We start from the raw sequence: 13010 nt of genomic DNA, 5'->3' as shown, positions 1-13010 counted from the left end.
TGGGAGCCAGCCTGCTGGCGAAGGCGGCCTGACAGCCGACCTCTTGTTTGTTGACCGCGTACATATCCATTGCTGCGGTAACGGCCACTTATGGTTTCGCTCTTACAGCGAGTCACTTGGAAGTGCCTGTAGGAGCAAGCTTGCTCGCGATGGAGGTCAACGATGATGCGGGGAGCCTGACACCCCGCAGTGCTCTCAGGTTTTTCGCGAGCAAGCTCGCTCCTACAGGGTCCCGCCGCGATGGGGCAAGGAAAATCTAAAGCCAAAGCAACGGCAACGGTGGGCTTCTTGAGATTTGTGAGTGTTCACAGCAAAACGCCGGAAGTCCTTAGGGCTCTCCGGCGTTTTCATAGAGCGTTGAATGAACTCAGTCAGGTGCACGCGTTCCATGGAACGAGCTGATCTGCCAACCCTCTGCACCGAACGCCCAGACCTGGGTGGCAAAGCCCTCGCCGCGAATCGACTGGTCGCCGCCGCGCTTGCGCAAGGTGTTGCATTGCGTACCGGTCATCACTGCCAGGTGTTCGCCGTAGAAGCGGATCTGCAATTCGCCACGTTCAATGTCCAGATACTGCACAGCGCTTTTGGCGTACTCCAGGTAGTCCGCCTTGCCTTGCACCAATCCGGTGGTGTGCACGTACACCAGGTCATCGGCGAACAGCTCGGCGACGCGTGGGTAGTCTTCTTCGACCAGGGCCCGGCGGCGTTCCTGCTCAAGTGCCAGGAGTTCGGTTCTTGCAATTGCGGTGGTCATGGGACGGCGCTCTGTAGGTGAGGAACGCGCACCATAGACGTGCGATACAGCCGGTAAAAAATCGTCGATCGCGATGCCAGCCATCTCGACTCGCGATACCCGCCTCCTGATCTCCCTCAGCGCTGCCAAGGCCCCGCCCGTGTTGGGCTTGAGCACCTATCGACGCCATCAATACCCGGCCATTGATGCAAGTTGATGGTGGCTACCAGGGTCCTGCCCTAGCTTCGCTTGCATAACAATCCGCAAAGTGAAAACGCCATGAATGCCCTGCACCTCAAATGCCAGACCTTGTTCGACGGCACTGGCCTGAAAACCCGTCAACAGCAAACCCTGATCGTGGAAAACGGCCTGCTGTCCTATGTGGGACCGACTGCCCTCGCCCCACCGCTGCAACCGGGAGACAACCTGCTGGATGCCGGCGACAACTTTGTCATGCCGGGTCTGGTGGATGTGCACACCCACTTGGCTTTCGGCAACGCGCAAAGCGAAGAAGACATTGATATCTGGACCAGTGACGAATTCCGCGCGTTGCGTGGCATGTTCTTCGCCCAACATGTGCTGGCCGCCGGCGTGACCAGCATGGTCTGTCCGGGTGATAGCGGCCAACTCAGCATCGCGGTGCGCAACGCAATCGCTGCCGGTCTGTTCGAGGGCCCGCGGATTGCTGCCAGCAGCCGGGTCATCACCAATCGACAGAGCCTCAACGACTGGTTCCCGAGCCGCATGGGTGCACCGGAATTTTTCACTGCGCGCCTGGTGACCAGCCGCAGCGAAGCGTTGGCTGAAATCCGCAAACAGGCCAAGGATGGCGTCGACCTGATCAAGATCGCCATGGACGGTACCCACCGTCGCTCGAATGGTGAAATCATCGCCGCGTTCACCGCCGAAGAAACCTGTGAGATGGTGCAAGAAGCCCATCGCCTGGGCTGTAAAGTGGCGACCCATGCCTATGGCCGTGAGGCGGTGATGTACGCCGCACGCGCCGGTGTCGACCTGGTGTTCCACGCCTTTTACATGGACGACGCGTGTATCGAGGCGCTGCTCGAAGCCGGCAGCATCCTTGCGCCGACCATGACCTTCCCACAAAACACCGTGGACTTCTGCCAACCCCACGACCCGGCCATCAGCACCGGTTACGCGGGCTACTGTGCCCGCACCCTGGAAGTCGGTTCGGCAGTGCTCAAACGTGCCAAGGCCGCTGGCGTGCCTTTCGCGTGTGGCAGCGACAGCGGCTTCGCGGTAACGCCTTACGGGGAGTGGCACGCGCGTGAGCTGGAACTGTTGGTCACCCGACTGGGCTTCACACCGGCAGAAGCGTTGTATGCCGCCACGGCGGTCGGGGCACGTTGCATGCCTCGCGGTGAGACGATCGGTTCCCTCGAAGTGGGCAAGCAAGCGGACTTCTTGCTACTCGACGGTTCTCCCTTGCACGATATCCGCATTTTACAAGACCGCTCTCGCCTGAAAGCCGTGTACAAGGCCGGCCAGCCTGTACGTATGGAACGCAGCCCCTACAACCCCAAACAAGTATCCGATTTCAACTCGTTGAAATGGACTGACCTGTACACGCGAGACCGCGTCACCCAATTGAGGAAGTGGGCACAATGAGGACCAACACCCTGCAGCAACTCGACTTGATGACCGCCACCGACCTCGCCGGTAACGCCATCCGCATCGCCCGGGAAACGGGCATCAACCCCCTGGCGGTCGCCGTGCTGGATGCCGCGGGTCATCCGCTGGCTGTCCTGCGAGATGAAGGTGCGAGTTTCCTTCGACCACAAATCGCCACTGGCAAGGCACTGGGTTGCCTGGGAATGGGCTTTGGCGGACGCGAACTTGCCAGGCGCGCGCAAGCGATGCCGGCGTTCTTCGACGCCATCAACAGCCTGACCGGCGGCGGGGTAATACCCGTCGCCGGCGGCGTGCTGATCCGCAACGCCGAAGGACTGATTCTGGGCGCCATTGGCATCAGCGGTGACACTTCGGACAACGACGAACGATGCGCTTTGCACGCTATTGCACTGGCTACGCTAGTGGCGGACAACGGTGATCAGATCGTGCGCTGATCAAGCAACGCGGCCTGCTCCGACAACAGGCCGCGAAACCAAACCATGGCCGGGTCATGGTTCTGATAAGGATGCCACTGCAGGACTTGAACGGCGTCGGGAAATGCGAGCGGTGCCGAGAGAATACGCAGTGGGTAATGTTGAGCAAAGCGCTGCGCCTGTCGTCGAAATACGGTGGCAATGCGTGCAGTACCGATGATGAATTCCGGTATCAATACGAAGCTTTCAAGAGCCACCGCCACTCGGCGTTGAACGCCCACCTCATGCAAATGCGCTGCGTCCATCGCCAGGTTTCGGCCATCGGCAAATTCACGAACCACGTGCTCAGCGTTGCAATAATCGGCCAGGCTCAAACCGTCGCGGAACCGGGTTTGCCCAGCGCAGACGATGCAACAGAGCTGGTCGTTCATCAGCGGTACATGGGGGTAAGCCGGGTTCAATCGTCGCTGAGGCACAATCACACAATCACTGCGGCGATAATCGAGCGCTTCGCTGACCACGTCGCCGTCACGCGGTACAGGCATGTCCCGCAGACTCAAGCGCACACCTGGTGCGATTCGAGCCAGTTCAAGACTGACGGCTGGCAGCAGCACCCCGGCCACGTAGTCGGACGCCACCAACGTGAAGTGTCGAACGCAGCTGGCCGGTTCAAAGTTGACCGGTGCATCGACAATTTCCCGGGTCAGTGCCAGCGCTTCACGCACTTTTGGAAGCAGCGTCAGACCTAATGCAGTGGGCTCCAGTCGCCGCCCAACCTGGGCCAGCAATGGATCATTGAAATGCTCACGTAAACGTCCCAGCGCCGAACTGGTTGCCGATTGCCCCAGGCACAATCGCTCGGCAGCCCTGCTGACGCTGCATTCACTCAGCAACGCTTCCAGCGCGACAAGCAAGTTCAAGTCAAGGCGTCGATAACGCATGTTGTGTCCAGTTTTGGTTGATCGGTATTTGAATGACGGCCCTGATCGCCCCCAGGGCATCAGGTCATAATCGTCCACTCCCCGGACGTACTTCACGTGTCGCGGTGAAATGCCTTAACCGCTTCACCAAGGCTGACACTTAGCCGCTGCAAGTTGCCATTGGCCATTTCCAATCGAGCGCACTCCTCGGCATTTCGCTCTACTACCCAGTCGACTTGACCAAGCGCTGCATCCACTCGGCAGGCTATGTCGTGTTGCGATGCTGTGGCTTGGGCAATGCTCTGTCCGCTCTGCTCAACACGCGAGATGGCCTCGGTAGTCGCATCCAGGACCTGGCTTGCGCGCACAGTCAGTTCAACGCCTTCGGCAGTCAGTCGCTGGCTATCGCAAAGACTGGCTGCGGTGTCGCCGGTGACCTTCCAGAGACGCTGAATCATGCTGTCGATTTCGCCGGTCGACGCTCGCGTTCGACTGGCGAGGGCCCTCACTTCGTCCGCCACTACAGCAAAACCGCGCCCCTGCTCACCGGCACGGGCTGCTTCGATGGCGGCATTCAAAGCCAATAGATTGGTCTGTTCGGCGAGAGCGCTGATCACATCAAGCACACCGGTAATAGCCTGGCTTTCGGTCTGCAGCAGTTGCATGGAATTGGCACTGTTGGTCATTTCCCGCGACAGTTGCTGAAGGCTTCGACTCGCCTGCCTTACCAGATCGTCACCGCTATGAATCAGCGTGCAGGCTTCACCCAGGCTTGCCTGGCTACCCGCGACTTGCGAGTTGACCTGTGCGGTGGCGTGGGTCATATGCTTCATAGCCTCAACCACCTCGGCGGACTGTTCGCGCTGTGCACGCACGCCCTGTCCGGTGCGATCAACCATTGCACCCAGAGACACGGCGGCATCGTCCAGCTGTTGCACATCGCTGCCGATTCGCCCCACAAGACGGCGAAGCGCCTGCAACATCAGGTCAATAGCGTTGCCGAGTTGGCCCAACTCATCTTTGCGATCAATCAGCGCGGGGCGATCCTTCAGATTACCGGCGGCCACCCGTTGCGCCAGACCTAGCATTATCTTCAAAGGAGCGACAATCGAACGCTGGATCAAAAGGCATGCACCGATGCTGAGCAATGAAGCAAGCAGCACCATCGCAGCCAGTTGCAGATCCAGACGTTTTCGAAGTAACACATAAGAGTGCGCAGCCTTCGCGCGTTCACTTTCCAACAGCGTCGTCACTTGCTCAGCCGAAACCGACATGCTCACTTGTTGTGTCATGGCCTGCTCACCGCTGCTGGCAAAACCCAGAAAAGCCTTCCTGTACTCGGTCAACGCTGCGCTGGCTTCTTCCAGTGCACGACGACGATCGCCTTCCAGCTGTGAACTCAGGGTAGCCAACGCACTGACAAGCTCGTTGATGCGATTGACCCAATCGTCCCGATAACTGTTTTGCGGATCCAGGGAGAAATACAGTTCGCTGTCACGCAGATTGGCCAAGCGTTCGCGTAATGCAGCCGCGCCTTCCAATTGCTGCATTGATTGCGCATCGGGCAGGACCTGTTGTTCAAGATTGAGGTTGATATCGTCCAACTGGTCGAGGAAGACTTCGCTGAAACGCTGCCCTGTCGTTTCCGCCAGCTCTTGCATGCGCAGCCTTGCCCGAATCGCCTGCTGGCGCGCCTCGGCATAAGCCTGAAACGCCTTCAGGTAACGATCGGATGATGTCGCGAGCGCCTCTATGAAGTCCTCTCCCAAAAGAGGCGTCGGCCCGACCTGTAGCAGGCGTAAAGAGTCCTCGACCTGCGCAGCGGATTCTCGTGACGCCAGCAAACCGAAATCCTTTTCTGCAAGTCGCGCCTGGGCCAGACCGGCTTTCTGGCGATCCAGCTCCCGTAACTGCAAGGTACTCGATTGCGTGACCCGCACTGAATACCAAGCGGTGAGCGCCATGCCCATCGTGCAGATCAGCACCAGACCGAAACCGAGTGACAATTTGCCACCGACACTGAGACGGTTCAGCAAAGCACCCAATAGAGAGCTTCTCACTTGCTCGACCTGGACGCGGCGATAAAGCGATTAGCCATCGACCGAACCCCTTTATTGTTTTAATTGGGGTCAAAGGTTGACGTGACACAGGGGGGCTGACCAATCGCTTGTCGGGATGCGACCTATCGGCAATCGCGATACCTGAAAAGTCGATAACGCGACGCCGGTCGAAGGTTCAAGCGTCTTGCGGGTCGTACTCGTTCACGTGGGTGACCTGGGAATGCAGCCGGCCCAACAACTCGACGAGGGTGTCCACTTCCGAGGCAGAGAGCCCGCTGAGCAAGCGCCGCTCTCGCTCCAGTGCAACCTTCAATACTCGTTCGTGCAAGGCTTTGCCGCTGTCCGTCAAGCTGACGGTGTAGCGCCGCGCATCCGTCGAATCCACTTGGCTGCGAATGTGCCCTGCTGCTTCCAGGGACTGGAGTGAGCGACTGACCGCGCTCTTGTCGAGCCCGATCGTCTGACAGATTCGGTTGGCGGTGATGTCATTTTCAACGGCGAGCATCGAAAGCATTCGCCACTCGACCACACCGATACCGAAGTGTTTGCGATAGCAATGCGAGGCCCCGGCAGAGAGTTTGTTGGACAAAAAATTCAACAGGGCTGGGACATAACGCGTCAGGTTCAGTTGGGATTCTGCGGACATTCGGTGAACACCTATCGGCGGAGCTTTTGAATATTAGTTGACACCGCAACTAAATAATCGGAGGATTTCTCAACCGAACGTCACGGGCGATTCGCTGCATGATATGCCGTCGCCGTGCCTCATAAAAATAATTATCAGGTGTTGGTCATGAAGCCCTCCAATCTCGTCGCCTTCTTCTTCCTCGCGCCAAAACCCGGCTGATCCGTCCCCGGCCAGTGCTCTAACCAATGCATTTTTTTCAGCAGCCACTTCAATGTGGAGGGACAAGTCATGCTTCAAGTCAACGTCACTCGCAAAGCAGACGAAGCCGAGGGCATCTGCAGTTTCGAATTATGTGCGGCCGATGGCAGTACGCTGCCAGCGTTCGAGGCCGGGGCCCATATCGACATTCACATTGCCGATGGCCTCACCCGACAGTACTCCTTGTGCAACGACCCAAGGGAACGTCACCGCTACCTGATCAGTGTGCTTAAAGACCCGAGCTCACGGGGCGGCTCCATCGCCATGCACGAGCAGGTACGGTCAGGGCAAACGCTGACCATCAGCGCTCCGCGCAACCTTTTTCCGCTTGATAGCTCGGCGCAACGACACCTGCTGTTTGGCGGAGGCATCGGCATCACCCCCATGCTGGCCATGGCTTGGGAGCTATCGCATCAAGGGGTCGACTTCGAGTTGCACTACTGCTTCCGTTCAAGCCAACGCGCAGCGTTCGTGCAGATGCTTGCTCAGACCCCTTTCGCTGATCGCATACGGTTGCATGACGACAGCGGCCCCCACATCCAGAAGCTCGATGCGTCTGCCCTGCTGAAAACCCCAGATGACGTCACCCATCTTTATGTGTGCGGGCCGGCCGGATTCATGAATTACATCCTCGATGCCGCGCAGAGCGCTGGCTGGCCGCAGGACCGGGTACACAAAGAGTTCTTCGCCGCCGACCCTGTTGATCAAAGCGCCAATGCGCCCTTCGAAGTTGAATTGGCAAGCAGTGGCCAGGTTTTTCGGATCCCTGCCGAACGTACGGTGTTCGAAGTGCTCGACGAGGCTGGTATAGCGATCGAGTCATCTTGCGAACAAGGCGTCTGCGGCACCTGCGTAACCCGCGTACTGAAGGGTATTCCGGAACACCGGGACAAATTCCTGACGGTGGCCGAACACGCCGCAAACGACCGCTTCACCCCCTGCTGCTCACGCGCCAGATCATCGCGCCTTGTTATCGATCTGTGATTTCAAAACAACAACATCAACCGTGCCTTCTGGAGAACACCATGAACACCTCCACTCTCCAACACCTTGCCGAAGAAATTCCGGCGCCTGCCTTGCCCAGCTTTCCCCTCAACCAGTGGTACGTCGCCGCCCTGGGTTGGGAGTTGAAGGACAAACCGGTGGGTCGGACATTGCTCAACAAGCCTGTGGTGCTGTTTCGCAAAGCCAACGGCGAGGTCGCGGCGCTGGAAGACCGCTGCTGCCACAGGGCAATGCCACTGTCGCACGGCACGCTCGAAGCATCGGGCATTCGTTGCGGCTATCACGGGTTGCTGTTCGATGAACTTGGAAAATGCGTCGAAATTCCGGGTCAGGATAAAGTCCCGAGCAAGGCCAGGGTTCCTGCTTATCACGTACGTGAGCAGGACCAGATCGTGTGGATCTGGTTTGGCAGCGTGACTCAACCTGAGCCGAACTGTGAACCACCGATTTACCAGGTTCACAGCAACGGCAAATACCTGTTTGACGGCAGCGTGTACCACTACAACGCGCCTTATCAACTGATTCACGACAATCTGATGGACTTGAGTCACCTGGGGTATGTCCATCTGCACACCATTGGTGGCAACGCCAGCATTCATATGAATGCGCGCATGAATGTGGAAAGTGATGACAACGTCGTCAGAGTCGTGCGCCACATGCCGGACTCTGTTCCACCGCCCACTTATACGGCCGCCTACCCATTCAAAGGTACCGTGGACCGCTGGCAGGAAATCGAGTTTCACGTCAGTCATCTGCGTATCTGGACCGGTGCGGTGGATGCCGGTACCGACTCACTGGATAACCCCGATCGCGGCGGCTTCCACATGCGCGGATTCCACGGCGTAACGCCAGAGACCGACACCACCACTCACTACTTCTGGACCATTGCAACCAACCCGGCGAGTGACCCGGAAGCCATCAAGGCCAAGGTCGTTGAACAAACCATCCTGACCTTCGATGAAGACAAGGAAGTGATTGAAGCCCAATACCAGAACATGTGCCGGTTCGGTGCGCGCCCGATGATCGACATACACGTCGATGTCGGCGCCAATCGCGCCCGCCGGATCATCGAGCAACTTCGCCAGTCCACCTGTTGAGTCCTTCAAACCAGACTCAACGCTCCCGGAATTTTTGCTGCTCCGAAGGCAGCACGTTGCACCGCTACATAACAACAACATTCCTCGAGGGAAAAAAGCATGTCAGGCAATCGTGGTGTGGTGTATCTCGGCGCTGGCAAGGTCGAAGTACAAAAAATCGACTATCCGAAAATGCAGGACCCGCGCGGTCGCAAGATCGAACACGGGGTCATTCTCAAGGTTATTTCCACCAACATCTGCGGCTCCGACCAGCACATGGTGCGCGGTCGCACAACGGCTCAAACCGGCCTGGTGCTGGGCCATGAGATCACCGGTGAAGTGATCGAGAAAGGCAGCGACGTCGAGAACCTGAAAATCGGTGACCTGGTGTCCGTACCGTTCAACGTGGCTTGCGGGCGCTGCCGTTCCTGCAAGGAGCAACACACCGGCGTCTGCCTGACCGTCAACCCGGCCCGCCCCGGTGGTGCTTACGGTTATGTCGACATGGGCGACTGGACCGGTGGCCAGGCCGAATATGTGCTGGTGCCATACGCCGACTTCAACCTGCTGAAACTGCCGGATCGCGACAAGGCCATGGAGAAAATCCGTGACCTGACGTGCCTCTCCGACATCCTGCCGACCGGTTACCACGGTGCCGTCACTGCTGGCGTCGGCCCGGGCAGTACTGTCTACATTGCTGGCGCTGGTCCTGTCGGCCTGGCCGCTGCCGCCTCGGCGCGTCTGCTCGGTGCAGCAGTGGTGATCATCGGCGACGTCAACACCATTCGCCTGGCCCACGCCAAGGCGCAAGGGTTTGAAATCGTCGACCTGTCCAAAGACGCGCCGCTGCACGAACAGATCGCCGCACTGCTGGGCGAACCGGAAGTGGATTGCGCAGTGGACTGCGTCGGCTTCGAAGCACGCGGCCACGGCCATGACGGCGTCAAACACGAAGCCCCGGCTACCGTGCTCAACTCGCTGATGGGCGTGGTACGGGTTGCCGGCAAAATCGGCATCCCTGGCCTCTACGTCACTGAAGACCCGGGCGCTGTCGACGCTGCAGCAAAAATGGGCAGCCTGAGCATTCGCTTCGGCCTCGGCTGGGCTAAATCCCACAGCTTCCACACCGGCCAGACCCCGGTCATGAAGTACAACCGCCAACTAATGCAGGCAATCATGTGGGACCGCATCAACATCGCCGAAGTGGTGGGCGTGCAGGTCATCAGCCTGGATCAGGCGCCTGAGGGATATGGCGAGTTCGATGCCGGTGTGCCGAAGAAGTTTGTGATCGATCCACACACATCTTTCAGCATGCCCTGAATGACAGGCTTCCCGACCGGACCAGGCGCGCCCGCGTCCTGAACCCGTCGCCGCCCCGGAGCCGTGTTGCCGGCTCCGAGGCGCCTTGCATGTACCACTGACCAACAAAAACAAAAAGGTATCGACATGTACACACTGCACCCCTTGCACAGCAGGGCGGCTTTGGCTGCCCGTCGTTCACAGCATTTCTCTACCCACCGCTGCGGAGTCTGACGCCATGAGCCAGACGATTGGGCAACAGCTGGACGAGAAACCCATGGTCAGCTTCCAGTGGGGCGTGATTGCGCTCTGCTTTCTGATCAACATGCTGGATGGCTTCGATGTATTGGTGATGGCCTTCACCGCGGCGTCCATTTCCGCCGAATGGGGCCTGAGCGGTATTCACCTCGGCTACCTGCTCAGTGCAGGGCTGGTCGGAATGGCAATCGGCTCGTTGTTCATTGCCCCCTGGGCTGATCGCTTCGGTCGACGTCCACTCATTCTGTTGTGTGTGGGTATCACCGGGCTCGGCATGCTGGCATCTTCGAAGGCGACGTCAGCCGAGATGCTCGCGGTGTTGCGCCTGATTACCGGACTCGGCATCGGTGGCATCCTGGCGAGCAGCTATGTCATTGCGGGAGAGTACGCCAACAAGAAATGGCGCAGTCTGGCCATCAGCCTGCAATCAACGGCCTACGCACTGGGCGCAACGATCGGCGGCCTCATCGCGGCGCAGATCATTCCGTCCCTGGGTTGGCGTTCGGTGTTCTTTTACGGTGGCGTAACAACGCTGCTGATCCTGCCGATCCTTGCATTATGGCTACCCGAGTCCCTGGCGTTCCTGTTGTCTCGCCAACCCAGGCGCGCGCTGGTGCGTATCAATGCCCTGCTGCAACGAGTAGCGATCACTGCCCTGGAGCAGTTACCCGCGGCGTTGCGCGAATCCAGGAAACCGCTACGCGCCACGTTTGCCGAGCTCTTCTCGCCGGCTCTACTGCGTTCAACCTTGTTGGTGTGGAGCGCGTTCTTTCTGGTGATGTTCGGTTTCTATTTCGTGATGAGCTGGACGCCGAGGCTACTGGTTTCGGCCGGCTTGTCGAACACCCAAGGAATCACTGGGGGTGTACTACTCAACGTCGGTGGCATTCTCGGCACTTCGCTGATCGGTTTGCTGGCGGCGCGCTTTCGTTTATCCCAAGTACTAATGACCTACCTGCTGGTCAATGCAGTATTCCTGGCCGTCTTTGTGCAATTCACTGCCAACCTGACGCTGGCCTTCGCCCTGGTGTTACTGATCGGTATTTTTGTCAACGGCTGCGTCGCCGGGCTGTATGCACTTACCCCTGGCATCTACAACGCCACCCAGCGCGTTACTGGCTTGGGTTGGGGCATCGGCATCGGGCGCGCCGGTGCGATTCTCTCGCCATTAGTGGCTGGCCGACTGATCGATGCGCAGTGGCAGCCCGCCGACCTTTACCTGTTGTTCGCCCTGTCCTTCGTCCTCGCCGCCCTCGCCGTTTGGCTCTTGAAGCCGCAAAAGATGCTCCAGCTCAACACCGTCAGTAACATCTGAGTCGACCGTCCATAACAATAAAAGCAGGACACATCACATGCAAAAAACCCTTGAATGGCCTTGGCGTTGCAGCCTGGGCATGGCGATAGCCTGCGCGTCTTCCACCGCCTGCGCAGGGTTCGTGGACGAGAGCAGCGCGACCCTTACCACGCGCAATTACTACCTGGACCGGGACTACAAAGGCGACAGCCCTTATTCGGCCGCTCGCGAGTGGGCACAGGGATTCATCCTCAAAGCCAACTCCGGATTTACCGGCGGGACCGTCGGCTTCGGCGTTGATCTCACGGGGTTGCTGGGACTCAAACTTGACTCGTCGCCCAATCGGACCGGCACTCAACTCCTGCCTTTTGACCCGACGACCCGAAAGGCCGAAGACGAATATTCTGAACTGGGCGTGGCGCTCAAGGCGAAAATCTCAAAGACCCGGTTATCCGTTGGAACGCAGTTCCCTGCCCTGCCGGTCATCACCGCGAGCCCTGCTCGTTTGGTTCCGCAATCCTTTCGCGGCGCGTACGCGATTTCCGATGACATCAATGGCCTTACGTTACACACGGGTCGAATGGATCGAGTGAACCTGCGTGATTCCACTGACTATCAGCCAATCACACTGGCGTCACCCAATGGCCGCTTCAAAAAGGGCGCCAGCTCGCAGCGTTTTGACTTCATTGGCGGCGACTATCAGTGGTCTGACACGTTAACCCTTCGCTATTTTCACGCCGAGCTAAAGGACCTGTACACCCAGGACTTTGGGGGCGTCATCCACCTGCTTCCCCTCGGCCCAGGCAAACTGAAGACAGATGTGCGGGTCTATAACAGTCAGGAAAACGGCCATGCCGAAGCCGGCAAGGTGGACAACTTGAACGTCGGAGCCATGTTCAGCTACCAGGTCGCTGCCCACACCCTGGGAATGGGTTACATGCACCAGACAGGCGACACGGCAATGGCCTACATCGCCGGCGGTGAGCCAACAGTGCTCAGCGACGGCACCATGAGTGCGGACTTCGTTAACCCGAAGGAGCGGACATGGGTGGTGCGATATGACTACAACTTCGCGGCCGTCGGTTTGCCGGGGTTGACCGGCATGGCCCGCTATCTGAGGGGGAGTAACATCGACCTGCCACACTTGGGAGGCAGCAATCTGACGGAGTCGTCGAAGGATCTCGAGTTGGCTTATGTCATACAGTCAGGCCCGGCAAAGGGTCTCGCGCTGCGCCTGCGCCATGCGTTGTATCGCAATGAGCAGAGCGCGGAATCGACATTCCGCAGTGATAACGAAACCCGGATTAACGTCGACTACACGCTTAAAGTCTGGTAGTTGATGGTCAAAAACCACACGCGAGGTCAAGGCATACTGAGGACTGAGCCCTGCGACGCGGGCTTCTATCCTAGATA

11 protein-coding genes and 1 pseudogene are annotated in these 13010 nt (G+C 58.6%); 7 read left to right on the top strand and 5 right to left on the bottom strand.

The window, feature by feature from the left end; genetic code table 11:
* Nucleotides 1-367 precede the first annotated feature (367 nt).
* On the bottom strand, nucleotides 368-754 hold the full coding sequence (locus AC3ZVB_RS14715) for a nuclear transport factor 2 family protein (RefSeq protein WP_490146926.1): 387 nt from the start codon (nucleotides 752-754) through the stop codon (nucleotides 368-370).
* Between the two features lie 258 nt (nucleotides 755-1012).
* Between AC3ZVB_RS14715 and AC3ZVB_RS14710 the strand changes: the two genes are divergently transcribed.
* Nucleotides 1013-2362 (top strand): metal-dependent hydrolase family protein, encoded by a 1350-nt coding sequence (locus tag AC3ZVB_RS14710; protein WP_162438957.1) that lies wholly within the window; start codon nucleotides 1013-1015, stop codon nucleotides 2360-2362.
* Between the two features lie 11 nt (nucleotides 2363-2373).
* The gene (locus AC3ZVB_RS14705; protein WP_490146986.1) at nucleotides 2374-2820 is read left to right on the top strand and encodes a GlcG/HbpS family heme-binding protein; all 447 of its coding nucleotides are present in this window, start codon (nucleotides 2374-2376) and stop codon (nucleotides 2818-2820) included.
* Here AC3ZVB_RS14705 and AC3ZVB_RS14700 read toward each other — a convergent pair.
* The 4 genes and pseudogenes from AC3ZVB_RS14700 to AC3ZVB_RS14685 form a co-directional block, all read right to left on the bottom strand.
* Nucleotides 2805-3740: a LysR family transcriptional regulator gene (locus AC3ZVB_RS14700; protein ID WP_162438956.1), complete on the bottom strand. Its 936-nt coding sequence runs from the start codon at nucleotides 3738-3740 to the stop codon at nucleotides 2805-2807. The two genes, AC3ZVB_RS14705 and AC3ZVB_RS14700, sit on opposite strands and share 16 nt — an antisense overlap.
* Nucleotides 3741-3832: 92 nt before the next feature.
* Nucleotides 3833-4618 carry a methyl-accepting chemotaxis protein gene (locus tag AC3ZVB_RS14695; protein ID WP_490146985.1) on the bottom strand — a complete coding sequence of 262 codons (786 nt, stop codon included), beginning with the start codon at nucleotides 4616-4618 and terminating at the stop codon, nucleotides 3833-3835.
* Nucleotides 4619-4696: 78 nt separating this feature from the next.
* A pseudogene (locus tag AC3ZVB_RS14690) lies at nucleotides 4697-4885 on the bottom strand (HAMP domain-containing protein); the annotation flags it as partial.
* Nucleotides 4886-5954: 1069 nt separating this feature from the next.
* A complete protein-coding gene (locus tag AC3ZVB_RS14685; protein WP_162438954.1) occupies nucleotides 5955-6425 on the bottom strand; it encodes a MarR family winged helix-turn-helix transcriptional regulator in 471 nt (156 codons plus the stop codon).
* Between the two features lie 270 nt (nucleotides 6426-6695).
* On the opposite strand from AC3ZVB_RS14685, the gene AC3ZVB_RS14680 reads away from it, so the two are divergent.
* From AC3ZVB_RS14680 to AC3ZVB_RS14660, 5 genes are all read left to right on the top strand, one after another.
* On the top strand, nucleotides 6696-7649 hold the full coding sequence (locus AC3ZVB_RS14680) for a PDR/VanB family oxidoreductase (protein ID WP_490146925.1): 954 nt from the start codon (nucleotides 6696-6698) through the stop codon (nucleotides 7647-7649).
* A 41-nt stretch (nucleotides 7650-7690) separates the two neighbouring features.
* Nucleotides 7691-8767, top strand: a complete 1077-nt coding sequence (locus AC3ZVB_RS14675; RefSeq protein WP_490146924.1) for a Rieske 2Fe-2S domain-containing protein — start codon at nucleotides 7691-7693, stop codon at nucleotides 8765-8767.
* A 99-nt stretch (nucleotides 8768-8866) separates the two neighbouring features.
* Complete coding sequence (fdhA, locus tag AC3ZVB_RS14670; protein WP_490146923.1) at nucleotides 8867-10066, top strand: formaldehyde dehydrogenase, glutathione-independent; 1200 nt, start codon at nucleotides 8867-8869, stop codon at nucleotides 10064-10066.
* A 217-nt stretch (nucleotides 10067-10283) separates the two neighbouring features.
* Complete coding sequence (locus AC3ZVB_RS14665; RefSeq protein WP_490146922.1) at nucleotides 10284-11618, top strand: MFS transporter; 1335 nt, start codon at nucleotides 10284-10286, stop codon at nucleotides 11616-11618.
* A 37-nt stretch (nucleotides 11619-11655) separates the two neighbouring features.
* Complete coding sequence (locus AC3ZVB_RS14660) at nucleotides 11656-12933, top strand: OprD family porin (protein WP_490146921.1); 1278 nt, start codon at nucleotides 11656-11658, stop codon at nucleotides 12931-12933.
* Nucleotides 12934-13010: the final 77 nt, after the last annotated feature.

The organism is Pseudomonas sp. MDV22-iso1 (assembly GCF_058145095.1).
Note: the sequence above shows the minus strand (reverse complement) of the source record. Positions and strands in the feature narration are given on the sequence as shown.

Bases quoted from the DNA above. Each gene is read 5' to 3' on its own strand.
- AC3ZVB_RS14715 (WP_490146926.1), bottom strand. From the start codon at position 754: ATGACCACCGCAATTGCAAGAACCGAACTCCTGGCACTTGAGCAGGAA.
- AC3ZVB_RS14710 (WP_162438957.1), top strand. From the start codon at position 1,013: ATGAATGCCCTGCACCTCAAATGCCAGACCTTGTTCGACGGCACTGGC.
- AC3ZVB_RS14700 (WP_162438956.1), bottom strand. From the start codon at position 3,740: ATGCGTTATCGACGCCTTGACTTGAACTTGCTTGTCGCGCTGGAAGCG.
- AC3ZVB_RS14695 (WP_490146985.1), bottom strand. From the start codon at position 4,618: ATGGTTGATCGCACCGGACAGGGCGTGCGTGCACAGCGCGAACAGTCC.
- AC3ZVB_RS14685 (WP_162438954.1), bottom strand. From the start codon at position 6,425: ATGTCCGCAGAATCCCAACTGAACCTGACGCGTTATGTCCCAGCCCTG.
- AC3ZVB_RS14680 (WP_490146925.1), top strand. From the start codon at position 6,696: ATGCTTCAAGTCAACGTCACTCGCAAAGCAGACGAAGCCGAGGGCATC.
- AC3ZVB_RS14675 (WP_490146924.1), top strand. From the start codon at position 7,691: ATGAACACCTCCACTCTCCAACACCTTGCCGAAGAAATTCCGGCGCCT.
- fdhA (WP_490146923.1), top strand. From the start codon at position 8,867: ATGTCAGGCAATCGTGGTGTGGTGTATCTCGGCGCTGGCAAGGTCGAA.
- AC3ZVB_RS14665 (WP_490146922.1), top strand. From the start codon at position 10,284: ATGAGCCAGACGATTGGGCAACAGCTGGACGAGAAACCCATGGTCAGC.
- AC3ZVB_RS14660 (WP_490146921.1), top strand. From the start codon at position 11,656: ATGCAAAAAACCCTTGAATGGCCTTGGCGTTGCAGCCTGGGCATGGCG.